This window comes from Streptomyces sp. JN8 (assembly GCF_055808075.1).
This window is the reverse complement of the sequence record NZ_CM147852.1, coordinates 505,327-529,221: the sequence shown is the minus strand read 5'-3', so window position 1 is coordinate 529,221 and position 23,895 is coordinate 505,327. Positions and strand designations below refer to the sequence as shown.

Here is a 23,895-nt window from a genome sequence, read left to right as displayed (position 1 = left end):
CCGGTCACCGTGGTGACCGGCATCAGTCATTCGACCACCGGGCTGCGGCGCTCCACCAGCAGGACGTCGCGCCAGAGGCCGTGGTGGCGGGCCACGCGCTCCCGCCGGCCGAGCACACGGAATCCCGCGGACTCGTGCAGGGCCAGGCTCGCCGCGTTCTCGGGGAAGACGCCGGCCTGGATCGTCCAGATCCCTGCCTTCTCCGTCGAGCCGATCAACGCCTCCAGAAGTGTGCGACCCACGCCGGCTCCGCGGGCCGCGGGGCTGACGTACACGGAGTGCTCGACGACTCCCGCGTACGCTGGGCGAGCCGAAACACGGGACACCGCCGTCCAACCGACGACCTGCCCATGCGGGTCGAGCGCCACGAGCCGATGGGCCGGCATCTTGGTGGTGTCGAAGGCGCTCCACGGCGGTGCGACAGTCTCGAACGTGGCGTTTCCCTCGTCGATGCCCTGCTGGTAGATCGCCATCACGGCGGACGCATGGTCGTCAGTCATGGGGGCGAGAGCGATTGCGGTGCGTGGAAGTGTGGACATGCTCGGCTCCTTTCCGGGTGCGCTCCTGGCAGGTGCGCACGGGCGGGTACGGCGACGCTCCTGTGGCGGCGTCGACCGCCACAGGAGCGTGGGTGGGGGGTGAGGTGGAGTTCCAGGTCAGAGAATCGCCAGGGAGACCAGACCGATGCCCATGCTGCCGAGCAGGCCCACGCCGAGGTAGAACGCGAAGACCTTCACCTTGACGACGCTTTTGACGGCCACCATCGCCGGGATCGTCGTGATGGCACCGCCGAGAAGGAAGGTGACACCCGCGGCAGCGACCATGCCCTGGTCCAGGAGGCCCTCGACGACCGGGATCGCACCGACGCCGTTGAGGTAGAGAGGGACGCTGATGAGCCCGGCGACCAGGACGGACAGGACGCCGTCCGTGCCCAGAATGCCCGACACGACGTCGGTGGGCACGTAGCGGACGATCAGGGCCTCGAGGACGATGGCGAGCAGCAGCCACTTGCCCAGGATCAGGGAGTCGCTGACGATCTCCTTGAGGATCTCGCCGGCGCGCAGGTTCTTGATGTCACGCCGGACAAGGACACGCCACGGGGTCCCGTCGTCGTCCTCGTCGTTCCGTGCGGCGGTGGAGCAGCCTCCCGCCGCAGGCTCGGGCTCCTGTGCGGCCCCTGCGCAGCCGCCCTCGGACGTGCCGCCGCCGGTACCGCCGCCACCCACGGTCACGGGCTCGGGCACGGTCGCCTTCGCCGTGGAGCACGCCGTCTCGGGAACGGTCACCGTCTCCTGGGAGCAGGTCTTCGCGGGCTTCTTCTCCTCGGTGGAGTCGAGCAGCGGATCGGCGAACCGCCCACGCCGTTCGAGCGCCAGGACGATGAGACCCGCGCCGAAGCTCAGCACCAGGGCACCGATGAGGCGTGCCGTGGCGATGGGGATCCCCAGCTGGGCGGCGGAGAGCGCGTAGATCTCCGGGTCCATGGAGGGTGAGGCGATCCAGAACGACATGACCGCCGAGAGCGGTACGCCGGCTATCAGGAAGCGGCGGATCAAGGGGATCACAGTGAAGGAGCAGAAGGGGCTGAACGCTCCGATGGCCGTGACGATGGCGATGCCGAGGACGCCCCTGCGCCCGTGGGCGAAGCTGCGGCGCGCGACCACGTCGATCGACAGACGCTGTACGGCGATGCCCAGGACGATGGCGACCAGGAACCACGGGAGATAGTGCAGCACCTCGAACAGGATGAACCGGCCGAGGGCCAGCAATTCGTCCACAGGTGAACCTCTCTGAGACGGTGACACATGAAGGGGGAGCGGCGCCGTGCACGAACGTACGGGGGCGTGGCGAGCCGCGTGGGGAAGCTCGACCGGCTCCCCTTTAATCGAATATCGATGATAGACGATTAAAGGAGAGCCCGGCAATGGGGATCCTGGACCCCTGGCCGTGTCGAAGAAGTCCGCCCTGCGCTTTTGGTGGCGGTCGTCCGGAAGCGGGCTTTGTTCCCAGGTCGCACCACCCCGGCTACCTGCTATGTGGTGACTACACAGTCGCTCGCGCCCGCGAACGCGGGCGCGCCTTTGGCGCGGGCGGCCCTCGGTGGGTCCTCCGAGGGCCTCATCCGCCTGGAGTGAACCTTGCCGCCAGGGGTGGTCATCGAATAACATCGATGGATCATGAGCGGTACGATGAATGCCCAGCTGATCGACCGAAGCACGGCCGAGTCCTACGCAACCTGGTTCAAGGCCCTCTCCGACCCGACCCGCGTGCAGATCCTCAATCTCCTCGCGCTGGCAACAGGGCCGATGAGTGTCGGAGAGATCGTGGACCGGATGGGCGTCGGACAGTCGACGGTGTCCCACCACCTGAAGCTGCTCGCCGACGTGCGATTCGTCCTGCGCGAGCGCCAGGGGACCTCGATGCTCTACTCCATCAACGTCGCCTGCGTGGCCTGCTTCCCCAGTGCGGCCGACGCCGTCATGGGCCGCCCCGCGGCCTCGGCGTAAGGATCGGCCCCTTGACCAAGTCGACCCCACACATACCTGGTGCGGCCCCTACCGCCTGCTGCCCACCCATCGTGACCGCCGCGCTGTCCGAAGGGGACGCCGAGGTCATGGCGGCGATGTTCAAGGCGCTGGCCGACCCCGTCCGACTCCGCCTCCTGTCCAGAGTGGCCTCGCACCCCAGCGGTGAGGCATGCGTCTGCGACATAGCCGACGTGGGTGTCTCCCAGCCCACGGTCAGCCACCATCTGAAGAAGCTCCGGGAAGCGGGCCTGCTCACTTCCGAACGGCGCGGCACCTGGGTGTACTACCGCCCGGCGCCCGGCGTCCTGGCCTCGCTGGGGGAGTTTCTCGCCGACACCGAGAAGGTCGGCAAGGAAGAGATCGCTCTGGCGGCCCAGGCATCCTGACGTTCGGTACCGCCTCCCCTGAACAGGGGAGGCGGCGCCGTTCTGTCTTGGTGTGCAGGCATGCGTGCGGGCATGTGCGTGCTTCCTTGCTGTCAGTCGATGCGCGGGCTGCGACGCTCCACGAGGACGGTGTCGCGCCAGACACCGTGGTGGCGCCCGACACGCTCGCGCGTGCCGATGATCCGGAAGCCCGCACGGGCGTGGACGGCGAGGCTGGCGCAGTTCTCAGGGAAGATGCCGGACTGAATCGTCCAGATCCCGGCCGCCTCGGTGGAGTCGATGAGTGCCATCAGCAGCACCGAGGCGACGCCGCGCCCCCGCGCATCGGGGTGTACGTACACGGAATGCTCGACGACTCCGGCGTACGCACACCGGTCGGAGACCTTCGTGGCCGCCACCCACCCGAGCACCCGGCCGGCCTTGTCGATCGCGGCGAATCGATGCTCGGGCATCTTGGCCGCGTCGAACTGTGCCCAGGTCGGAGCGATGGTCTCGAAGGTGGCGTTGCCCTCGTCGATGCCGGCCTGGTAGATCGCGACGACCTCGTCGGCGTGATCGGCCGTGAGCGGTACGACGGTGATGGTGCGGGTGGCTGATCCGGTCATGGGGCGGAGTCTCCCAGACGGCGGTGTGAGTCCGGGGTCGAGGCGGGCGTGGGAGGAGTGGACGAATGCTGAACGGACGCCCGGTGTCTTTCCCCGAAGATCGCACAGCGTCGTAGTGCGCAGGGCACTCAGCAGCGAGGATGCATCGCGTGAGTACTGACCAGGCCTTCGTTCCGCTTCGATCGATTCGCTCGGCGCCCGTGGTGTTCGGGGCTGGGTCAGTCATCGGCATTCTGGGTGGAATGATCGGGCTGGGCGGCGCGGAGTTTCGGCTGCCTCTGCTGATCGGCCTGTTCGGATTCGCCGCTTTGTCGGCCGTCATCCTGAACAAGGCGATGAGCCTGGTCGTGGTCCTGGTTGCGCTGCCCGCCCGACTGGCAGCGGTTCCGGCGGCGGAGGTGGCTGCACGCTGGCCCGTCGCGGTCAACCTCCTGGCCGGCAGTCTGCTCGGTGCGTGGGCCGGGGCCTCCTGGGCGGTGCGCATGCGCACCGCCAGCCTCTACAAGGTGCTGGCCGGGCTGATGGCCATGATGGCGGCTGCCCTGGTGGTCACCCACACCACGACCTTGGGCACGCTTGACCTGCCGCTCTGGGCTGAGGTGCCGTCTGGAGTGATGGCGGGGTTCGGCATCGGAGTGGTCGCCGCCATCATGGGCGTGGCTGGCGGTGAGCTGCTGATTCCCACGATCGTGCTGCTCTTCGGAGAGGACATCCGGACCGCGGGCAGCCTCTCCCTCCTGGTCTCCCTGCCGACGATGCTCGTCGCATTCGCCCGGTACAGCCGGGACGGTAGCTTCGCGGTACTTGGCGCGAACCTGCGCTTCACCATGGTCATGGCCGCAGGGTCTGTGGCGGGTGCGGTACTGGGCGGGCTGCTCCTTGGAGTCTTCCCGGATGCGGTATTGATTCCTGCGCTGGCTTTGATCCTGCTGGTCTCGGCGGTGAAGCTCGCCCGCCACGAATGACGGTGCCGAGGCATCGGCGATCAGCAGTGCCGGTCCGTAGCAGTCGCGCGGAAACGGTGCCGAGATCACCCTTCCAGGACGCGGGGACCCCAGACGTAGAGGACGTCGCCAGCCTCGGACAGCGTCGACCAGACGCCGCTTCCCAGCGCGGTCGGCTCGCCGGAGACCGGCATGGGGTAGTCGATCGGCAGGAAGCCGTGCGTTCCCGTGGTGTCCGAACTCGGGGAAGAGTAGGACGTGCCTCGGACGTAGGCCGCGCAGCGCGTAGTTCGCCTACGAGCGGCGCCACGCGACTACGCAGGCGGCGCCTCGGCGGCCGCGAGACCGTGGTCAGGCCGAGGCGGCCTTGGTGAAGAGGGCGCCCATGGCCGCGAGGACGGTGGGCTCGACGCGGTAGTAGACCCAGGTGCCGCGCCGTTCCGAGGAGAGCAGCCCGGCTTCCTTCAGCTTCTTCAGATGATGGGAGACCGTGGGTTGAGAGACGCCGACGTCGGAGATGTCGCAGACGCACGCCTCGCCGCCCTCGTGCGAGGCGACAGAGGAGAAGAGCCGCAGCCGGACCGGATCGCCCAGCGCCTTGAACATGACGGCGGTCCGCTCGGCCTCCTCAGCGGTCAGCGGCCGCTCGTTGAGGGGCGGGCAGCAGCGCTCTATCTTGGGCTCCAGTAGCGGCAGCACCCTCGCATTCGACATGTATCTATGTTGACACATGTCGAACCAGGTGCCCAGAGGGTCGACAGAGAGGGGCGGCTTCGCTCGGGGTGCCGAGGTAGGCGCTGCCTGGAGGGCGCTCAGCAGACCCATTGATGCGAGCGCAGGTACGTCCCTACTTCAGACAGGTTCGCCTTCTCGCCCATCCAGACGCACACCGCGGCTATGCCGCCGTAATTGATAGCTGTGCAGGCCGTGACGGGGCGGGTCGACGTGCCGTTGTTGAACACCGATTGCACGTGAGTCGACCCGGTCCAGCTGCACACGGTGGCGCCGTTGTGCCAGTCGGCGTCGTCGCTGCTCCATGAGCAGACGGAGCCGGTGCCGTTGTCGCCGGAGTAGACGCAGATCCTGCCCGAGGTGCATGCCCAGGCGGCTGTCGGCGCGGCGCTGGCAGGCGCGGGCAGCAGCCAGGTGGTGGCACTCGGTGTGAGCGCGACGAGGCTGAGTGTCTTGCGCCGATATCCCTGGAACATGGGGTCCCCTTCCGTCCGGTCGGCCCGTATGGGCCCGTCCTGGTGGCGCGATGTGGACCGGCGACCTCGATGGTCGGTCGGGTTCGAGCCCTGACTGTGCGGCTTCATGCCTCGACCGCCTCCGGAAGCGTGATGGGGCCTGGCGGCAGGCGGTGTCGGGAAGCCTCGAAGGGGTGGCGGGATTCGATAAATGTCTATGTTGACGCTTGTCGAATCAAGTGCCATGCTGAAGATGCAAGAGATCGACGAACATCGAATCAAAAGGGGAAGATCCGTGAACGTCGCCACCATCGACCAGCTGCCCGTCGTGGTCGTCGGAGCCGGGCCTGCCGGTCTGGCCGCTGCCGCGCACCTCGTCGACCGGGGCCTGGAACCTTTGGTCCTGGAGGCCGGCAGTCAGGCGGGAGCTGCTGTACAGGAGTGGGCCCACGTGCGGCTCTTCTCCGCGTGGAGCGAGGTCGTCGATCCGGTCGCCGAGAAGCTGCTCGCCCCGACCGGCTGGGTGGAGCCGGACGCGGACGCGTACCCGACCGGCGGGGACTGGGTGGCGGCGTACCTTCAGCCGCTCGCGGACGTCCTCGGCGACAGGATTCGGCTCGGCGCCCGGGTCACGGGCGTCTCCCGCACCGGACGTGACCGGGTCGTCGACGCGGACCGCGAGCAGCAGCCCTTCACCGTGCACATCAGGTACGGCGATGGACGCGAGGAGCGTGTCCTCGCCCGGGCCGTGATCGACGCCTCCGGTACGTGGTCCACCCCGAGCCCCGCCGGCGGCGACGGACTCCCGGCCCTCGGCGAACGGGCGGCGGCCGACCGGATCTCCTACCGCGTTCCCGACCTCAAGGACCCCGCGGTGCAAGCCCGTTACGCAGGCCGGCGCACCGCCGTCATCGGCTCCGGAGCCTCCGCCTTCACCGCCCTCGCCTCGCTCGCCGCCCTCGCGAAGTCCGAGGACGGCGCGGACACCCGTGCGACATGGATCCTGCGGCGCGCCATCTCGGGCAACACCTTCGGCGGAGGCAGCGCCGACCAGCTCCCCGCACGCGGCGCCCTCGGCCTCGCGGCGAAGGCCGCGGTCGACGAGGGGTACGCGGACGCAGTCACCGGCTTCCGTACGGATGCGATCGAGCGCGACGGCGAGCGCCTGGTCCTGGTCGCCGAGGACGGTCGACGGCTCGAGCCGGTCGACGAGGTCATCGTCCTCACCGGCTTCCGTCCCGACCTGACCTTCCTCGACGAGCTCCGCCTAGGCCTGGACGACCGTCTCCAGGCCCCGGTCGAGCTGGCTCCGCTGATCGACCCGAACCAGCACTCCTGCGGCACGGTCTACCCGCACGGTGTGAAGGAGCTGGCGCACCCGGAGGAAGGCGTGTACCTGGTGGGCATGAAGTCCTACGGCCGAGCCCCCTCCTTCCTGGCCCTCACCGGCTACGAGCAGGTCCGCTCGGTCGTCGCCGCCCTCGCCGGCGACCGTGAGTCCGCCGAACGCGTCGAGCTCGTACTCCCCGAGACCGGGGTCTGCGGCGGCGCCGGCCTCTTCGACCAGCCCGCCGACACCTCGACCGACGACGGCGGCTGCTGCGCGAGCCCGACGGCGCTCCAGATCGGCGTCGGAGCGCCGGCCGTCTCCGGCGGCTGCTGACCCGCCCCATCCACCCACTCCAGCTGGAGGAACACGATGTCCCGCGTACAGCTCGCCCTGCGCGTACCCGACCTGGCGGCGTCCGTCGCCTTCTACAGCAAGCTCTTCGGCACCGAACCTGCCAAGCTCCGCGACGGCTACGCCAACTTCGCCATCGAGGAACCGCCGCTCAAACTCGTCCTCGTCGAGGGCGCCGAGAACGAGGACACCCGTCTGGACCACCTCGGCGTCGAGGTCGACACCACCGAGGCGGTGCGTGCCGCCACCGCCCGCCTGGGCGAGGCCGGTCTGCCGACGACGGAGGAGAACGACACCACCTGTTGTTACGCCCTCCAGGACAAGGTGTGGGTCCACGGCCCCGGCCGCGAACCGTGGGAGGTGTACGTCGTCAAGGCGGACGCCGACACCCTGACCAGGCGACAGGGCAGCCCCTGCTGCGCCGACCCGGCGGCCACCGCCGACAACAAGGCGAGTGAACCGGTCGCCGCCGGCGGATGCTGCTGACCTCTCCATGACCGACCTCCACACCCGCGGAGCCGCGACCGGAGCAGGGGACCGGTCGCGGCCCCGCGCCGTCCTGCCCGCACTCTGCGCCACCCAGATCACCGGCTGGGGCATCGTCTACTACGCCTTCCCGGTCCTGAACCCACAGATCACCGCCGACAGCGGCTGGTCCACCGGCGCCACGACGGCGGCGTTCTCGCTCGCCCTCGTCGTCTCCGGGGCCGCCGGAATCCGCGTGGGCCGCATCATCGACGACCGCGGCCCACGCACGGTCATGACGGCGGGCTCCGTGGCCGGGGTCCTGAGTCTGGTGACCGTGGCCCTGGCGCCGAACCTTCCGGTGTTCTTCGCCGGGTGGCTGATGGGCGGGTTGGCCATGGCGGCCACGTTCTACCAGCCCGCGTTCGCCGCCCTCACCCGCTGGTGGGCCCCCGACCACGTCCGCGCCCTCACGATCGTCACCCTCGCCGGCGGCCTCGCGTCCACGGTCTTCGCCCCGCTCACCGCGGCCCTGGCCGACCAACTGTCGTGGCGCGAGACCTATCTGGTGCTGGCGGCGATCCTCGCCGCCGTCACGATCCCGGCCCACGCGATCGCCCTCAGGGCCCCCTGGCCCCCGGCGGCACCCTCCCCGGCCAGTACGGAGGCGAGCCCTGGCTCGGTCGCCCGCAGCCGCCCGTTCCTCCTGCTCGCGGTAGCGTTCACTCTCTCGGCCTTCGCGATGTACGCGGTGGTCGTCACACTTGTCCCGCTTCTGCTCGAACGCGGCTACACCACTTCCCAAGCGGCCTGGGTTCTCGGCCTCGGCGGCGCGGGCCAGACCCTCGGCCGCACGCTCTACGCCCCGCTCGCCCGTCACACCGGTACGACAGTCCGCACCACGACCCTCATCGCACTGGGCGCCCTCACGACCGCGGCACTCGCCCTCACGCCGGGCCCGTACGGCCTGGTGATCGCGGTGTCGATCGCAGCGGGTATGGTCCGCGGCAACCTCACCCTCCTCCAGGCGACCGCGATCACCGACCGCTGGGGCACAGAGCACTACGGCCGACTCTCTGGAGTCCTGGCTGCACTTCCCATGACTGCCTCAGCCCTCGCCCCCTTCGCCGCCGCCCTGCTCGCAGGACCGCTGGGCGGCTATCCAGAGCTGTTCGGAGCGCTCGCTGCCATCGGGTCGGCGGCAGCGCTCGTCGCGACGGCGACATCGGTCCGGGGTGCGAGGTAGACCGAGACGAGCTTCTGTGCCTGGGGGGCGAAGCCGCTAGGCACCCCGCGCCCTCGAAGGAGCTCGCGGAGTGGCTCCGCGACCTGGCACGCATGACCGTGGGCGCTCTGGCAGCGCCTCGGTCCTGACGTATAGGCACAGCGCGCCACGCCATGGGGCATCCGGCGGTGCCGACGCGGGACTACGGCCAGTTCGGGATGAACTCGACCAGGTCTCCGTGGCATTCGGCAAGATCGGAGAGCAAGACCCCAATGATCAGGGCGATCGGTCCGTCCTGGCATGCGGCTTTCGCCCGTGGGCTCCGGCCCTTCGTGGTAAGAGTGGCAGAGGCCATCGGGGAACGACGTGGCATTCACGGCAGCGGCCTCGGGAGCCACAGGGTGGGGGAGCGTGGGGTGGCAGTGTTCGAGGTCCTGAAGCCGGAGGACCCCCGGATGGTGGGGCGTTACCGGCTCGTCGCACGGCTCGGCGCGGGTGGCATGGGCCTGGTGTATCTGGCGCGCTCGCCGGGTGGCCGCCCGGTAGCGGTGAAGGTGGTTCGCCCGGAGTTGGCCGAAGACGACGACTTCCGGCGCCGCTTCGCCCGTGAGGTGACCGCCGCCCGCAGGGTGAACGGGGCCTTCACCGCCGGCGTGGTCGACGCCGATGTGGAGGGTTTCCCGGCCTGGCTGGCCACCGTCTACATCCCCGGTGTCGCCTTGGAAGAGGCGATCGCCGGGCACGGTCCCTGGCCCGTCCGGTCCGTGATCGCCCTGGGCGCCGGGATGGCCGAGGCGCTGGAGGCGATCCATGCCGTCGGGGTCGTCCACCGCGACCTCAAACCCTCCAACATCCTCCTGGCCGCCGACGGCCCGAGAGTGATCGACTTCGGCATCTCGGTCGCGAGCGGGGCCGGCGCACTGACACCCACCGGCTCGACCATCGGCACGCCCGGCTTCATGTCCCCCGAGCAGCTCACCGGTCAGCCGGTCGGACCTGCCAGCGACGTCTTCGCCCTCGGCGCGGTGCTGGCCTACACCAGCACTGGCGCCGGACCGTTCGGCACCGGCACTCCGCACGCCCTGCACTACCGCGCTGTGCACGAACCCCCCAACCTCGCCTCTCTGCCACCCGACCTGTGCGAGGTGGTGGCCGCTTGCCTGGCCAAGGATCCCGGCGAGCGCCCCACTGTCGCGCATCTCCTCGACCGGCTCGCCTCCACGGACGGAGCCGGTGTGGACACGGCCACCGTCGTGCTGCTGGCCGAACCAGGCTGGATGCCAGACCAGGTGGCACGGCTGGTGCAGGCACACACGGCTACGGACCTGCCCGGCACCCCACCATCCGAGCAGCCGAGCCCCGCTCCGGCAATCGGCCCGCCACTCACCCCCGGGTCGCAGCGGACTCCATCCCGGACCACGGAACAGCACTGTCCCGCCCCCTCGGTCCCGCAGCAGCCCGCACCCACCTCGGCAGCAGGGCCGTTGGGCGTCATCCCGCCGCGTGCCGGACGTCGCCCCGAACCTGTACGTCCGATCACTGGACGCCGCACCGTCCTCGGCCTGGCAGGCACCGCTCTCACCGTGGGAGTCGGCCTCACCGGCTGGAAACTCACCGACGACGCCTCGGACTCCGGCGCCAGGACTTCGAAGTCACCCAGCGAGTCCCCCTCACCGAGCGCCACCCCTTCCCCGGACACCGGTACCCCCGGCAGCGGCGACTCCAGCAGTCCGAGCGGCGGTAAGGACACGGGCACGGGGAGCGAGCTCGCGAAGACCACCGACATCCCAGTCGGCGGTGGCAAGATCTTCCCAAGCAAGCGTGTGGTGGTGACCCAGCCCGAGGCGGGCACGTTCACGGCGTTCTCGGCGACGTGCACCCACTCGGGCTGTGCGGTGTCGAACATCGCCCATGGGGTCATCAACTGCCCGTGCCACGGCAGTGCGTTCTCGATCACCGACGGCAGCGTGCAGAGGGGGCCGGCGACGATTGCGCTGCCCGCACAGGAGATCTCGGTGGATGGCGACGCGATCAGACTGGCCTGACCGAGCCGGCCTCGCGGGCGGCAACCGCAACGAGGTCACCCAGCTCACGCCCCTGCTCGATGCCGTCCCACCAGTCCGAGGCCGGCCCGGGCGGCCTCGCCGCAAGCCTCCGTCGGTCTTCGCCGGCCGCGGCTACGACCACGACATCTACCGTGACCCGGACCGGGCCCGTCGGATCCTCCCCGTCATCGCTCGCTGCGGCACAGCGCACGGGAGCGGTCTGGGCGCCTACAGATGGGTGGTCGAGCGCACCTTCGCCTGGCTCCACGGCTTCGTGTCCGCGCCCCAAACCCGTTCACCTACGTCGACAACCCCTTCACCCTCCAGGATCCGCTCGGCCTGACGCCGTGCGACGAGACCGACCCCACCTGGGGCGGTCGCGTCCGGTTCAGCACCGGACCGGGAGGCCGGTCCGGCACCATGCGGGCGAAGATCGAACCAGGCATGACGGGTGGCACGACCAGGCCGCCGACGAACGTCGTCGGCTACCAGAAGTACAAGAAGTGGAACAAGACCCACCTGCTCGGCGCCCAGATCGGCGGCTCCGACAAGGACACCCGCAACTTCGTGGCCATGCACCGCAATGCCAACAGCCCGGTCATGAAGGCGATCGAGGACCAGATCCGACACGCCGTGGACAAGAACCACGAGACGATCAACTACACGGTGACCCCGATCTACCGGACGAACGACCCGACCGACTTGGTCCCGATCGGCCTGTCGATCCACACCACCGGAAACAAGGGGTTTCAGTGCACCCCCTACGAAGGCGCGTCCCCGACCAACCACATCACCTCCTGAACGCCCCCAAGCCTTGAGCCCTCACCCGGAGACACCCTGATGCACCCTGACGTGGAACAGCTCACCCGCGTCGTCCCGCCGCCGGCAGAGCGTCAGCCGCGGGCCTGGCCCGGGGTCGAGGCCCGCCTGGGCAGCGCCCTGCCGGAGGACTTCAAGGATCTGGTCGACACCTACGGCGGGGGCGTCTTCGACGAGACGATCTGGATCCTGGAGCCCGACTGCGCCGACCTCGACTACGACCTCCTGGCCATGAAGGCGGAGCGCGCCAAGGTGCTGGCCCGGCTGTGGGAGATCGGTCTCGAGCACCGTCCCGAGCAGCTGGAGGACGACGGTGCGGGGCTGCTTCCCTTCGCGTACATCGAGGGACGGGCGCCTACCTCTACTGGCTCACCGGCGAGAGCGTGCGCCCCGAGGACTGGACCGTCCTGGCGAACGCGGGCCGCGGACCGGAGTGGGAGTACCACCCGGTGCCGAGTGCCCGGTTCATCCTCTCCGTACTCACCGGCGATGCCCACTCCGACATCCTCGACAACCTGCCGGTCCACGACCACACCTTCGATCCGAACGACGAGATCCTGGGCGGCTGACGGGCGCGGGCATACGGGGGTGCGCTCTCCACCAGCGGCGGGATCGAGCCGCCAGCCGGCGCACTGGCTGGAGAATCTCCAGATGACGGACCTCAGTAGTGCGGGTGTGCCGTCGACCGGTGCCGGTTTCCTCCGCGGTCGGCTCGATGCCTCCGGCGGCGACCTTGTCCAGTATCGCCAGACCTGCGGGGCTGACCTTGCCGAACACCGTGTAGATCGGTCGCAGCGCGGAGTCGCCGTAGACGACGAAGAACTGTGAGCCGTTCGTGTTCGGGCCGGCGTGGCCATCGCCAGCAGGCCACGTCCGTATCTGGATGCTCTGCCGGACGAAGGCCTGGGTGCGGGATCCGTGGCTCCGCTCGTTCTCAGTTGCTCAGCCAGGCTATGTGATGCGGCGGCAGCTTCCGAGCGGCGCGGTGCCACGGGGGTTGTCCGACGAGCACAGGGGGGTCTGGCTGCCGCACGCGTGTCGACCGATCAGGAGTGGTCAACGTTGTTGCGACCGCTGGAGAACCGCCCAGGACGAGAATCCGGAGCCCTGACCACCGGCCCGCCCCGTCGCGTGGGAACGCGTCCAAGGGCCCAATCCGAGAGTTCGCCCCAGGCAGACAGGAAGAAGCGGGGAGGGCCTGGTGGACAGGGGCGAAGGGATGTCAACGTAGACACCTTCTCGAAAATGTCCAGGTCAGAGAGGTGTATGCCCATGGAGTTGCCGTTGTCCTCCACCACTACCGCTCGGGACCTCATCGACCGGCTGTCCGCGGTCGACCCCGACACCCCTGTGTGCCTCGCCATCAACCCACTCTTCCCCTTCCGTCATGGCATCGGCGACGTGATCGCCGCGCAGGACGCGCTCGGTCGTACGACGGTCTACGTGACGGGGAACGGGGATCAGCAGGGCCCCGTCCCGCCGGAGGTTGCCGTCGCCGCTGGCTGGCACGAGCCGACGGAAGCACCCCGCCGCTCGCGCACCGGGATCGCCGCGCGGTAGCCCCACCCCCACCGCCTGGAGGCGCCCCTGAACCCGAACCACCCCTTCCGTTCCTCCCGCCCGGCCTACTGGGTGCTTCCGCGCCACTTGGCCGGAGACGACGACGAACTCGCCGACCGCGTGGCCGTTCCTCTCGTGGACGCCGGGTGGTCGACCTGGACGACGGCTCGCTCCACCCTGCTACACCTCAGTCCTCGCGGACTCGCCGGGGCGCGCCCGCCGCGCGGGGCAGAGCATCGAGGTCCTCTTCCGGCACTACGCCAACTTCCTGGCGGCGTGCGAGAGCAGGCCAACCGCCTCATCGAGCAGTCCATGAAGGAGTGGGACCGCGTCAGCCGCGGTCAGGCGACTGATCGGTGAGTCCCGAGTTTGGTCCGTGACTGGTCCGGAAGTGCTGGTCAGGACTGGGACACGGGCGGGAGGAAATGGGAGTTTCGGCGCAGACGCGACCCCTCCCTTTGCGGTGCGAGTGAGGGGCGCCTGACGGGCGAAAGCCCAGGTCAGGCGCCTCCTTTGGTGTCCCTAGAAGAACCCGAGCTTCTTCGGGGAGTAGCTCACCAGCAGGTTCTTCGTCTGCTGGTAGTGGTCCAGCATCATCCGGTGGGTCTCGCGGCCGATGCCCGACTGCTTGTAGCCGCCGAAGGCCGCGTGGGCCGGGTAGGCGTGGTAGCAGTTGGTCCAGACGCGGCCCGCCTGGATGGCGCGGCCCGCGCGGTAGGCCGTGTTCGTGTCGCGGGTCCAGAGGCCGGCCCCCAGGCCGTACAGGGTGTCGTTCGCCGTGCTGATCGCGTCGTCGAAGTCCGTGAACGAGGTCACCGCCACCACCGGGCCGAAGATCTCCTCCTGGAAGACCCGCATGCGGTTGTCCCCCTCGAAGATCGTCGGCTGGACGTAGTAGCCGCCCGCCAGGTCGCCGCCGTGCTCGACCACCTGGCCGCCCGTCAGGATCCGGGCCCCCTCCTTCTGGCCGATCTCCAGGTACGAGACGATCTTCCGCAGCTGCTCGGCCGACGCCTGTGCGCCGATCATCGTGTCGGTGTCGAGCGGGTGGCCCGGGACGATCTTCTCCGTGCGGGCGATCGCCGCCTCAAGGAACTCGCCGTAGTGGCCCCGCTGGACGAGCGCGCGCGAGGGGCAGGTGCAGACCTCGCCCTGATTGAGGGCGAACATCGTGAAGCCCTCCAGCGCCTTGTCGCGGAAGTCGTCGTCCGCCGCCCACACGTCGTCGAAGAAGATGTTCGGCGACTTGCCGCCGAGTTCCAGCGTCACCGGCTTCAGGTTCTCGGAGGCGTACCCCATGATCAGCCGGCCCGTCGAGGTCTCGCCGGTGAACGCGATCTTGGCGACGCGCGGCGAGGACGCGAGCGGCTTGCCGGCCTCCTCGCCGAACCCGTTGACGATGTTGAGGACGCCCGGCGGCAGCAGGTCCGCCACCAGCCCCAGCCAGAAGTGGATCGAGGCCGGGGTCTGCTCGGCCGGCTTGAGGACCACCGCGTTGCCCGCGGCGAGCGCGGGCGCCAGCTTCCAGACCGCCATCAGGATCGGGAAGTTCCACGGGATGATCTGCGCCACCACTCCCAGCGGCTCGTGGAAGTGGTACGCCACCGTGTCGTCGTCGATCTCGCTGAGCGCACCCTCCTGCGCCCGCAGCACGCCCGCGAAGTAGCGGAAGTGGTCGATCGCGAGCGGGATGTCGGCCGCCAGCGTCTCCCGGACCGGCTTGCCGTTGTCCCAGCTCTCCGCGACCGCCAGCTCCTCCAGGCGGCTCTCCATCCGGTCCGCGATCCGCAGCAGCACGGCCGCGCGGTCCGCCGGCGCGGTCCGCCCCCACGCGGGAGCGGCCGCGTGCGCCGCGTCGAGGGCGCGCTCCACGTCCTCGGCGGTGCCCCGCGCGACCTCGGTGAACGGGCGGCCGTCCACCGGACTCGGGTTCTCGAAGTAGCGGCCGAGCGCCGGAGCGACGTACGCGCCGCCGATCCAGTGGTCGTACCGGGCCTCGTACGACATGAGCGCGCCCTCGGTACCGGGTGCGGCGTAACGGGTCATGGGCAGGGCCTCCCTCGGACGCGCCGGCCGTCCCTGACCGACGTCACCGCCGAGTGTGCGGACCCGGAGGTTGCAACACCGTTGCACCGGCGGACAGTTCCGCCTCCAGGAAGTCGAGGCGCGCCCGTACGGGCGGGAGCTGGGCCGCAGGCACCGCCGCGCACAGCGCCCGCCAGACCACCAGGTCGTCCTCGCCCCAGCCGCTGTACGCCCAGTCCGCGAGCAGCCCGGGGTCCCCCCGGTCGACCAGTGCGGCCCGCAGCCGGCCCGCGAGACGCTCCCGCAGGCGTACGACACCGGGGGCGAGCGAGGCCGGAAGCAGGGGGCCCGCGTACGTTCCGGCCGCCGCCGAGACGGCCCCCGCGGCCAACCGCCGGTCCACCGCCGCGAAGTCCGCGTCCGTGCCGTCCGCGAGCCGGTACGGCCGCGACCGCAGCAGCTCCGGCCCCAGCAGCGCCCGCAGCCGCGACAACTCGGCCCGCAGCGTCACGGGGGTCACGGACTCGTCCTCGTAGAGGAGGGTCAGGAGCTCCTCGCCGCCGAGGCCCTCCGGGCGGTGTGCGAGCAGGACGAGGATCTCGCTGTGCCGCCGGCTCAACCGGGTTTGGCGCCCGTCGAGCGTCAGGACGGCCTCGTCGCGGCCGAGCGCGGCGAGGCTCGCCCGGCCCGTCGTTGGTGCCGGAGCGAGGAGCGCGAGCTGCGACTCCGCCGCCCGCGCCACCGCCTGGACGAAGCCGAGACTGTGCGGATGGGCGAGCCGGCTCCCGCCGGTGATGTCGATCGCGCCGAGCACGCGCCCGCTGCGCGGGTCGTGCACGGGGGCCGCGGCGCAGGTCCACGCCCGCACCGGGTGCCGGAAGTGCTCGGCGGCGACCACCTGCACGGGCCGGTCGACGGCCAGGGCGGTCCCGGGCGCGTTGGTGCCGGCGGCCGCCTCCGACCAGCGGGCCCCGGCGACGAAGTTCATCCCGCGCGCCTTACGGAGCGTGGCCGGGTGCCCCTCGACCCACAGCATCCGCCCGGCGGCGTCGCAGACGGCGAGGAGATGCTCCCCGTCCGTCGCGTACGCCCCCATCAGCTCCCGGACGACCGGCATCGCGGCCGCGAGGGGATGGCCGTCCCGGAGGTCGGCGAGCTCGTCCTCGTCCAGCTCCACGCGGGCCGCTCCGTCCGGACTCACCCGCGCGCGTGCGGAGCGCCGCCACGAGGCCGCGACCAGCGGCCGGACCTCCCCGGTCTCCGGTATTCCGGCCGGAGTCCCGGGATCCGGCCGGCCCGGCCCGGAGGCGCCGCCCGGCCGCGGGACCGCGGCGGCCGGTGCCGCGGGCGTCGATGGTCCGCAGTCGGCCGGCCGGTTCCCCGACGCCGTCCGTCCTGGTACTCGTCTCCCGCTCAACTCGGCCTCCTCGTCGAGGTCGTCCCGGCCCGTCCGGCTCATCGTCATGCCCGGGGACGCCGTCGACAAGCGTCGCGGCGCCGGTTCCGCCCACCCTGTCCGGGACCGGCCCCCGACCGCTCACGTAGAGTGGGGCTCGGGCCGTGACTGGCGCTTGAGGTGGATCACCACCGGGGAGCGGCCCGGCGGAGGCGTTCCCGACCGGCGCGACCGCACCGATGCCGTGCGCCTGGGCGACCACCTGTCAGAGACGACGCCCAGGAGTTTCCGTGTCCACCAGCACCGCCACCCTCATGGACGGCACCGCCCTCGCCCGCCGCACCGTCGAGGAGACCGCCGCCCGCGCCGCCGAGGTGACCCGCCGCACCGGGGTCACGCCCTGTCTCGCGACTGTCCTGGTCGGAGCGGACCCGGCCTCGGTCACCTACGTGAAGATGAAGCAGAACCGCTGTGCGAAGGCCGGAATCCGTTCCCGGCACGTGGAACTGCCCGCGACCACGACCACCGCCGAACTCGTCGCCGCGATCACGGCCCTCTCCGAGGACCCCGAGGTCCACGGCATCCTCCTCCAGCACCCCGTCGGCCCGCACATCGACGAGCGCGCCGCCTTCGAGGCCATCGCCCCGGAGAAGGACGTCGACGGCGTCACCATGGCCTCCTTCGCCGCCATGGGCTTCGGCCTGCCCGGCTTCGTCTCCTGCACGCCCGGCGGCATCATGCGCCTCCTCGACGCGTACGGCGTCGAACTCCGCGGCAGGCGCGCGGTGGTCGTGGGCCGCAGCGCGATCCTCGGAAAGCCGGCCGGTCTGCTCCTCCTCGGCCGGGACGCCACCGTCACGTACTGCCACTCCCGTACCGAGGACCTCTCCTCGGTCGTCCGCGAGGCCGACGTCCTCGTGGCCGCGGTCGGCAAGCCGAACTTCATCAAGGGCGCGGACATCAAGCCCGGTGCCGTCGTCGTCGACGCCGGCTACAACCCGGGCAACATCGGCGACGTCGACTTCGCCTCGGCCGCGGAGCGCGCCTCGCTCATCACCCCCGTGCCGGGCGGCGTCGGCCCCATGACGATCGCCGTGCTCCTCGCCCAGACCGTCGAGGGCGCCGAGCGTCAGCTCGGCCTGTAGGACCGGATCGTGACGGGGCGACGGAAGGAGGGAGGGGCGCGACCGGGGGGTGCGTTGGTCACGTTTCTGTACAGGCCGTTCCCCGCGGCCTTAAAAAGGTGGCCGCGGAGCCGCGGAGCGGCGAACCTTGAACCCGTGCCCCACCCGTCCACTCCCGCCCCGCCGCCCGACCGCCGCCCCGAAGAGCCCGAACCGCTCGGCCGTCCCGCCCCGCTGCCCGAAGCCCTCGACGGGTCCGGTCGATCCGTCGAGTCGGGTCGCTCCGGCGAGCCCGCCGACTCGCCCCGGTGCGGCGAGCCCGTCGCGTCAGACCGGGCCTACGAGCCCGGCGAGCCCGCCGAGTCGGCCTGGTTCGGCGAGCCCGCCGAGCGAGACCGGACCCGCGAGCCCGCGGAGCCAGATCGGACCGGCGAGCCCGCAGAGCGAGATCGGACCGGCGAGCCCGCCGAGCCCGCCGACTGGCCCCGGACCGGCGCGCTCGCCGCGTCGGACCGGGCCCGCAAGTCCCGCCACCGCGACGCTTCCCGCCCGTCCGCCTCCTCCGACGCCCCCGGGCATTCCGGCCCGTCCGGCGCGACAGCCGCCTCCGACGCCCGCGGTGCCGGTGCGGACGCCCCCACCGGCGCCGACAGCGGTTGGTCCCCCCGTCTCGTCCGCCTCGGCGCGCCCCGTCCCGGACCGGCCGCCAGAGGCGCCCGCCGCTTCGGCGTGCCGCTCGTCCCGCTGCTCGTCGCCGGGCTCGTGGCGACGGCGTTCGTTGCCGCGCGGGGCGGGACCGAGCAGAGCCCGTCCGCCGGCGGACGCCCCGGCGGGGACCGGATCGGCGTGCCGTCACCGGTCGGTTCCGACGGAGGCACCGCCGAGGCCACCCCGCCGGCCGGCCGGGCGCCGACCGCCACGGGGACCGCCGGCACCGGAACGGACGGCGGCCGTGCCGCCGACACGCCGACCGCGGGCGCGTCCGCCGCGCCGACCCGCACCGCCGCCCCGCGCCGGACGGGCGAGCCCCGGAAGGCCTCCTCGACGCCCACCCGGACCGGTGGCACCCCCGCCGCACCCCGGCGGACCCGACCCGCGACGCAGGGCGGCGCCGCGCCGCGCCCGGTCTCCTTCGAGGCGCTGCGCGTCGGCGAGTGCTTCGACATCGACCGCGGCGCGCCCGGCACGGCGGTCCGCCGGTCGTGCGACACGCCGCACCACGCCGAGCTGGTCGCGCGGCTCCGGCTGACCGGCCGCCACGCCACGGACACGGCGATCCGCGAGGCGGCCGCGCTGCTCTGCCGCGCACCCCTGCGCGGAAAGGCCGCGCGGCAGCCGATCGGTACGCGCTGGACCACCTTCGTCCAGTACCCGTACCGGACGAGCTACCTCCTCGGTTCGGACGCCGTCGCCTGCAGTCTGGCCGCCACAGGCGGCGGCACCCTCAGCCGGCCGCTCCAGTAGCCGCGGAGGACAGGGCCGTCGCCAGCGCCGTCGCCGGGTCGCGGTCCGCGGGCCCGGCGGGGGACCAGCGGGCACCGTCCTTCAGATAGGGCCACCAGCGCCCGTCCTCCCCGAGCCGCAGCTGCGCCTCCGCCCCCACCACCGTCCAGCGCGCGCCGGCGGACCGCCGGAGGACCGGACGCTCGTCGTCCTCCCAGGCCTCCGCGAGCCGCGCTCCCGCCCACGCGAGCGCCTCGGCGTCCGGCGTCCACTCCTCCTCCAGTACGGCGAGGGCGGCGGCGCCTCCGAACCGCCACGCGCGCGTGGCGAGGTCCATCTCCGTGCGCGTCCGGCCGGAACCCGCGGTCAGCCGTGCCGTGATCCACGGCACGGGGGAGCCCGCGGCGAGCCGCACCGCGTCCTGGGCGACCGTCGGCGGCGCCGGGGACACGCCGGACCCGCCCGCCGGGGTACGGACGTCCCGTGCCCCGCTCGGCGGCGCTCCGCCGGGCGGGTCCCCGGCCGCCAGGGCCTCGACCAGCATCCGGTGTGCGCGGCCCGCCGCGTCCGACGCGAGGAACTCCAGTGCCGTCGGGTCGACGCCCGGCTCCGGGTCCGTCTCCGCCTCCAGGGACGGCGACTGGCCCGGCGCGGGCTGGGCGACCGGAGGCGCGGGCAGCGGCGGCACCAGGAACCCCGCCGCGTAGGCCTCCTCCGCCGACACGCCCGGCATCCCCCCGACCTGCCCGGCCGTCTCCGCGACCGGGGCGCCCTCCGCCCCCCGACCGCCGCGCGCAGCCCGGGAGGCGCTCCGCTCCTGCAACTGGTCGAGGAGGAGGCGCTCGCCACGGCCCCGCATGAGGAGCAGGACGAACGGGTCCTCGTCGAGCAGCCGGGCCACCTGGTAGCAGAGCGCCGAGGTGTGCGGGCAGTGGTCCCACGCCTCGCAGCCGCACTGCGGTTCGAGGTCGCCGATCCCCGGCAGCAGGTCGAGGCCGGCGGCCGCCGCGTCCTCCACCAGATGCGGCGGCATCTCCCGGTCGAGGAGCGCGGCGATGTGGCCCGCGCTGTCGACGGCGAGGTCCAGCAGCCGCTCCCACTCCTCCGCCGAGAACTCCCGCACCAGGACGTCGCTGCGGTGCGCGGTGCCGTCGGGGTCCTGCACCACGGCGGTGATCCGCCCGGGCCGCACCGACACCGCCCCCACCGCTCCCGCGCGCGCGTGCCGCCGTCCGGCCTTGAGCTGCCGGCCGTCGAGCGCGGTGTCCTCCAGCGCCTTCAGCCAGGTCAGCCCCCACCAGGTCCGGGCGAAGGACCCGCCCCGCGCGGGCGGGAGCGCCGCGAACGTCCGCTCGTCACCCTCGTGTCCGTACCCGCTCATCGCGCGTCACCCCGCAGTCGTACGAGCTCCGCCAGCTCGGCGTCGGTCAGTTCGGTCAGCTCCGGCGGGGTGTCGCCGCCGGTGCCCAGGACCGTGTCCGCCAGCTCCCGCTTGCGGTCGAGCATGGCGGCGATCCGGTCCTCGACGGTTCCTTCGGCGATCAGCCGGTGCACCTGCACCGGGCGGTCCTGCCCGATCCGGTAGGCGCGGTCGGTGGCCTGGGCCTCCACCGCAGGGTTCCACCAGCGGTCGTAGTGCACGACGTGTTCGGCCCGGGTGAGGTTGAGCCCCGTACCGGCCGCCTTGAGGGAGAGCAGGAAGACGGGGACCTCGCCCGACTGGAAACGGGCGACCATCGCCTCGCGCTCGGCGACCGGCGTACCGCCGTGCAGGAACTGCGTCCGCACGCCGCGCGCCGCCAGGTGCGCCTCCAGGAGCCTGGCCATCCCCACGTACTGGGTGAACACGAGGGTGCACGCCCCCTCGGCGAGGATGGTGTCGAGGAGTTCGTCGAGGAGCTCCAGCTTGCCCGAGCGGCCCTCGATCCTCGGCCGGTCCTCCTTGAGGTACTGGGCGGGATGGTTGCAGATCTGCTTGAGCCCGGTCAGCAGCTTGACGACCAGACCGCGCCGCGCCATGCCGTCGGCCTCGGCGATCGCCGCCAGGGTCTCCCGCACCACCGCCTCGTAGAGGCCGGCCTGTTCCGGTGTCAGGGAGACGGTCCGGTCGGTCTCCGTCTTCGGCGGCAGCTCGGGCGCGATGCCGGGGTCCGACTTGCGGCGGCGCAGCAGGAACGGGCGGACCAGTGCCGCGAGTCGGGCGGCGGCGGCCGGGTCCCGGCCTCCCTCCACCGCGGCGGCGAACCGGGTCCGGAACGCCCCCAGGGTGCCGAGCAGCCCCGGAGTGGTCCAGTCGAGGATCGCCCACAGCTCCGAGAGGTTGTTCTCCACGGGAGTGCCGGACAGCGCCACGCGTGCGCGTGCCCCGATGGTCCGCAACTGCCGTGCCGTCGCCGAGTACGGGTTCTTGACGTGCTGCGCCTCGTCCGCGACGACGAGACCCCAGTTCCGCCCGGCGAGCCGCGCCGCGTCGAGGCGCATGGTCCCGTAGGTGGTGAGGACCACGTCGCCGTCGGCGAGCCCCTCCAGGTCCCGGGTCGCGCCGTGGAAGCGGCGCACCGGTGTGCCGGGTGCGAACTTCCCGATCTCGCGCTGCCAGTTGCCCATGAGGGAGGTCGGGCACACGACGAGGGTGGGACCGGCGGAGGCGGGGTCGGTCTGGCGGTGCAGATGCAGCGCGATGACCGTGACGGTCTTGCCGAGGCCCATGTCGTCGGCGAGGCAGCCGCCCAGACCCAGCGAGGTCATCCGGTGCAGCCAGTCGAGTCCGCGGAGCTGGTAGTCGCGCAGCGTCGCGGTGAGCGCCGCGGGCTGGGAGACCTGCGGCCGACCGCCCTCCGGGTCGGCGATCCGCTCCCGCAGCCGCTCCAGCCAGCCGCTCGCCGCCACCTCGACGGGCCGGCCGTCGACCTCCGTCGTGCCGGTGAGGACGGCCGAGAGGGCTTCCACCGGGGTCACCGGGCGGTCCTGCCGGGAGCGGGCCAGGCGCACCTCTGCCGGGTCGACGAGGACCCACCGGTCGCGCAGGCGGACCAGCGGCCGCCCGGCCTCGGCGAGGAGGTCGAGTTCGGCGCGGGTCAGCTCCTGGCCGCCGACGGCGAAGCGCCAGTTGAAGCCGAGCAGGGCGTTCGCGGAGAGGAAGGACGGGAGGCCCCCGGCGGAACGTCCCTCGTCCGGCGCCCCGTCGGGGCCGGGCGCCATGGCGTCGACCCCTCCGGCGCCGGCCGTCCCGGCGGGTGATCCGTGGTCAGCGGTCCCGTCGTGGGCGCGGGCGGAGTCCGGTCCGTCCGTCGCGGCGCCGTCCAGGGGACCGACCACGGCACTGGCCGTGAGCCGGTCCGCGAGTTCGCGCGGCCAGTGCACCTGGACGCCCGCGGCGGCCAGGGCCCGGCCCGCCGTGCCGAGCAGTTCCGCGACGTCCTCGTCGTCGAGTCCGACGGTGTCGGGCACCGCCGCCGAGAGGAGCGGGGCGAGCGGCGGCCAGGCACGGGCGGCGCGCCGCAGGGCGAGGAGGGCGTCCATGCGGACCCGGGGGCCGAAGGCGGCCGCCGTCCGGCCCGAGCCGGCCCACACCTCGGCCGCGTCCGCCACCAGGGTCGGGTCGGCGACCCCCCGCAGCTGGAGGACCGCGCGGAAGTCCGGGGCCTTCTCCGACTCGGCGGTGAAGCCCGGGAGTTCGAGCCGGAGCGAGAGCCGGACGCCCGCGTCGTGCACCGCCGCCACATCGGCGGCCCACGCCCGCTGTTCGGGGATCGGATGCGGCGCGTCGGCGGCGAAGGCGGGACCACCCGCGGCGAGCGGCGCGGCCGGGGTGCGGGGGAGGGCGTCCGCCACGGCGTCGGCGAACGCCCGCAGCAGCGCCTCGGGTTCGGGCAGCAGCAGCGGCTCGTCCGGCGAGAGGGGTACGGCGTGGGCCTCGGGAGGCATCGATGCCGCGAGCGTCCGCAGGGCGGCGAGCTCCTCGGGGCCGAGCGGACCGGCGCGCCAGGCGTCGAGGTCACCCGGGGTGAGGCCGGGCAGCAGCAGACCGCGGGAGACGAGGTCGAGGGCGAGGAGCACGGCGGCGCCCCAGAAGGCGCTCGAAGGCGACGCGTCGTCGGAGAAGCGGGCCCGCGCGAGCAGCGGCAGGGCGTCCCGTACGGGGAGGACACGCGCGGGAACGGCCACCGGCCGGAGGGTCTCCCCGTCGACGACCGTGATGTCGACGACGGTGCGGGCGGTGGTTCCGGCGGTGTCGCCGCCCGCGGGCTCGACGGTGTCGACACCGGCGGCGTCCGAACCGGCGCCGGTGGGCGGATCCGGGTCGTCGTCCTCCGGCGACCAGAAGGCGATCAGGCCCGCGCGGGGCGGCTCGGCGGGGAGGAAGACGACGGAGTGGCGGGCGAGTTCATCGGGTCCGTGCGACAGCGACAACGCATTCCTCAAATTTGACTACCTGACGTCCGAGCGGCCGAGGGTACCT

Annotated in this window: 21 protein-coding genes, 2 pseudogenes and 1 riboswitch; of the genes and pseudogenes, 13 read left to right on the top strand and 10 right to left on the bottom strand. The window is 72.1% G+C overall.

What is annotated here, in order from left to right:
• Positions 1-26: 26 nt before the first annotated feature.
• Both ACY0MR_RS02550 and ACY0MR_RS02545 read right to left on the bottom strand, forming a co-directional pair.
• On the bottom strand, positions 27-500 hold the full coding sequence (locus ACY0MR_RS02550) for a GNAT family N-acetyltransferase (protein ID WP_473558773.1): 474 nt from the start codon (positions 498-500) through the stop codon (positions 27-29).
• 156 nt (positions 501-656) lie between these two features.
• Positions 657-1,778, bottom strand: a complete 1,122-nt coding sequence (locus ACY0MR_RS02545; protein WP_473558771.1) for a permease — start codon at positions 1,776-1,778, stop codon at positions 657-659.
• Positions 1,779-2,177: 399 nt separating this feature from the next.
• On the opposite strand from ACY0MR_RS02545, the gene ACY0MR_RS02540 reads away from it, so the two are divergent.
• Together ACY0MR_RS02540 and ACY0MR_RS02535 are read left to right on the top strand one after the other, a co-directional pair.
• Positions 2,178-2,507: an ArsR/SmtB family transcription factor gene (locus ACY0MR_RS02540; protein ID WP_229902042.1), complete on the top strand. Its 330-nt coding sequence runs from the start codon at positions 2,178-2,180 to the stop codon at positions 2,505-2,507.
• An 11-nt stretch (positions 2,508-2,518) separates the two neighbouring features.
• A complete protein-coding gene (locus ACY0MR_RS02535) occupies positions 2,519-2,914 on the top strand; it encodes an ArsR/SmtB family transcription factor (RefSeq protein ID WP_473558767.1) in 396 nt (131 codons plus the stop codon).
• A gap of 92 nt (positions 2,915-3,006) precedes the next feature.
• Here the strand turns inward: ACY0MR_RS02535 and ACY0MR_RS02530 are convergent, their stop codons facing one another.
• On the bottom strand, positions 3,007-3,519 hold the full coding sequence (locus tag ACY0MR_RS02530) for a GNAT family N-acetyltransferase (RefSeq protein WP_473558765.1): 513 nt from the start codon (positions 3,517-3,519) through the stop codon (positions 3,007-3,009).
• Positions 3,520-3,668: 149 nt separating this feature from the next.
• Between ACY0MR_RS02530 and ACY0MR_RS02525 the strand changes: the two genes are divergently transcribed.
• Positions 3,669-4,484, top strand: coding sequence for a TSUP family transporter (locus ACY0MR_RS02525; RefSeq protein WP_473558762.1), 816 nt, complete (start codon positions 3,669-3,671; stop codon positions 4,482-4,484).
• 330 nt (positions 4,485-4,814) lie between these two features.
• On the opposite strand, the gene ACY0MR_RS02520 is transcribed toward ACY0MR_RS02525, so the two are convergent.
• Together ACY0MR_RS02520 and ACY0MR_RS02515 are read right to left on the bottom strand one after the other, a co-directional pair.
• Positions 4,815-5,177 carry an ArsR/SmtB family transcription factor gene (locus tag ACY0MR_RS02520; protein WP_473558760.1) on the bottom strand — a complete coding sequence of 121 codons (363 nt, stop codon included), beginning with the start codon at positions 5,175-5,177 and terminating at the stop codon, positions 4,815-4,817.
• A 98-nt stretch (positions 5,178-5,275) separates the two neighbouring features.
• Positions 5,276-5,671, bottom strand: a complete 396-nt coding sequence (locus tag ACY0MR_RS02515) for a peptidase inhibitor family I36 protein (protein WP_473558757.1) — start codon at positions 5,669-5,671, stop codon at positions 5,276-5,278.
• A 232-nt stretch (positions 5,672-5,903) separates the two neighbouring features.
• Between ACY0MR_RS02515 and ACY0MR_RS02510 the strand changes: the two genes are divergently transcribed.
• From ACY0MR_RS02510 to ACY0MR_RS02480, 7 genes and pseudogenes are all read left to right on the top strand, one after another.
• A complete protein-coding gene (locus tag ACY0MR_RS02510) occupies positions 5,904-7,313 on the top strand; it encodes an NAD(P)-binding domain-containing protein (protein ID WP_473561657.1) in 1,410 nt (469 codons plus the stop codon).
• A 36-nt stretch (positions 7,314-7,349) separates the two neighbouring features.
• The gene (locus ACY0MR_RS02505) at positions 7,350-7,817 is read left to right on the top strand and encodes an ArsI/CadI family heavy metal resistance metalloenzyme (RefSeq protein ID WP_473558755.1); all 468 of its coding nucleotides are present in this window, start codon (positions 7,350-7,352) and stop codon (positions 7,815-7,817) included.
• Positions 7,818-7,824: 7 nt separating this feature from the next.
• A complete protein-coding gene (locus ACY0MR_RS02500; RefSeq protein ID WP_473558753.1) occupies positions 7,825-9,042 on the top strand; it encodes an MFS transporter in 1,218 nt (405 codons plus the stop codon).
• A 395-nt stretch (positions 9,043-9,437) separates the two neighbouring features.
• Positions 9,438-11,066 carry a protein kinase domain-containing protein gene (locus ACY0MR_RS02495; protein ID WP_473558751.1) on the top strand — a complete coding sequence of 543 codons (1,629 nt, stop codon included), beginning with the start codon at positions 9,438-9,440 and terminating at the stop codon, positions 11,064-11,066.
• Positions 11,067-11,076: 10 nt separating this feature from the next.
• Positions 11,077-11,340: pseudogene (locus ACY0MR_RS02490) on the top strand (transposase); the annotation flags it as partial.
• A gap of 8 nt (positions 11,341-11,348) precedes the next feature.
• Positions 11,349-11,884 (top strand): annotated as a pseudogene (locus ACY0MR_RS02485) (DNA/RNA non-specific endonuclease); the annotation flags it as partial.
• 384 nt (positions 11,885-12,268) lie between these two features.
• Positions 12,269-12,454, top strand: a complete 186-nt coding sequence (locus ACY0MR_RS02480; protein ID WP_473558749.1) for a hypothetical protein — start codon at positions 12,269-12,271, stop codon at positions 12,452-12,454.
• Here the strand turns inward: ACY0MR_RS02480 and ACY0MR_RS02475 are convergent.
• Positions 12,366-12,680 carry a hypothetical protein gene (locus tag ACY0MR_RS02475; RefSeq protein WP_473561655.1) on the bottom strand — a complete coding sequence of 105 codons (315 nt, stop codon included), beginning with the start codon at positions 12,678-12,680 and terminating at the stop codon, positions 12,366-12,368. The two genes, ACY0MR_RS02480 and ACY0MR_RS02475, sit on opposite strands and share 89 nt — an antisense overlap.
• A gap of 489 nt (positions 12,681-13,169) precedes the next feature.
• Here ACY0MR_RS02475 and ACY0MR_RS02470 point away from each other — a divergent pair, with 489 nt between their 5' ends.
• Complete coding sequence (locus tag ACY0MR_RS02470) at positions 13,170-13,445, top strand: hypothetical protein (protein ID WP_473558746.1); 276 nt, start codon at positions 13,170-13,172, stop codon at positions 13,443-13,445.
• A 522-nt stretch (positions 13,446-13,967) separates the two neighbouring features.
• Here ACY0MR_RS02470 and exaC read toward each other — a convergent pair.
• Both exaC and ACY0MR_RS02460 read right to left on the bottom strand, forming a co-directional pair.
• Complete coding sequence (gene exaC, locus ACY0MR_RS02465; RefSeq protein WP_388799838.1) at positions 13,968-15,491, bottom strand: acetaldehyde dehydrogenase ExaC; 1,524 nt, start codon at positions 15,489-15,491, stop codon at positions 13,968-13,970.
• 43 nt (positions 15,492-15,534) lie between these two features.
• Positions 15,535-16,935 (bottom strand): GAF domain-containing protein, encoded by a 1,401-nt coding sequence (locus ACY0MR_RS02460; protein ID WP_473558743.1) that lies wholly within the window; start codon positions 16,933-16,935, stop codon positions 15,535-15,537.
• Between the two features lie 85 nt (positions 16,936-17,020).
• A riboswitch (ZMP/ZTP riboswitch) is annotated at positions 17,021-17,129 on the top strand.
• Between the two features lie 51 nt (positions 17,130-17,180).
• Here ACY0MR_RS02460 and ACY0MR_RS02455 point away from each other — a divergent pair.
• Positions 17,181-18,011, top strand: coding sequence for a bifunctional 5,10-methylenetetrahydrofolate dehydrogenase/5,10-methenyltetrahydrofolate cyclohydrolase (locus tag ACY0MR_RS02455; RefSeq protein WP_361862526.1), 831 nt, complete (start codon positions 17,181-17,183; stop codon positions 18,009-18,011).
• A gap of 135 nt (positions 18,012-18,146) precedes the next feature.
• Positions 18,147-19,454, top strand: a complete 1,308-nt coding sequence (locus tag ACY0MR_RS02450; RefSeq protein WP_473558742.1) for a hypothetical protein — start codon at positions 18,147-18,149, stop codon at positions 19,452-19,454.
• Here ACY0MR_RS02450 and ACY0MR_RS02445 read toward each other — a convergent pair.
• Together ACY0MR_RS02445 and ACY0MR_RS02440 are read right to left on the bottom strand one after the other, a co-directional pair.
• A complete protein-coding gene (locus tag ACY0MR_RS02445; protein ID WP_473558740.1) occupies positions 19,435-20,814 on the bottom strand; it encodes an SWIM zinc finger family protein in 1,380 nt (459 codons plus the stop codon). The genes ACY0MR_RS02450 and ACY0MR_RS02445 overlap by 20 nt on opposite strands.
• On the bottom strand, positions 20,811-23,846 hold the full coding sequence (locus ACY0MR_RS02440) for a DEAD/DEAH box helicase (RefSeq protein ID WP_473558737.1): 3,036 nt from the start codon (positions 23,844-23,846) through the stop codon (positions 20,811-20,813). Before ACY0MR_RS02440 ends, ACY0MR_RS02445 begins: the two co-directional genes overlap by 4 nt.
• Between the last annotated feature and the right edge of the window lie 49 nt (positions 23,847-23,895).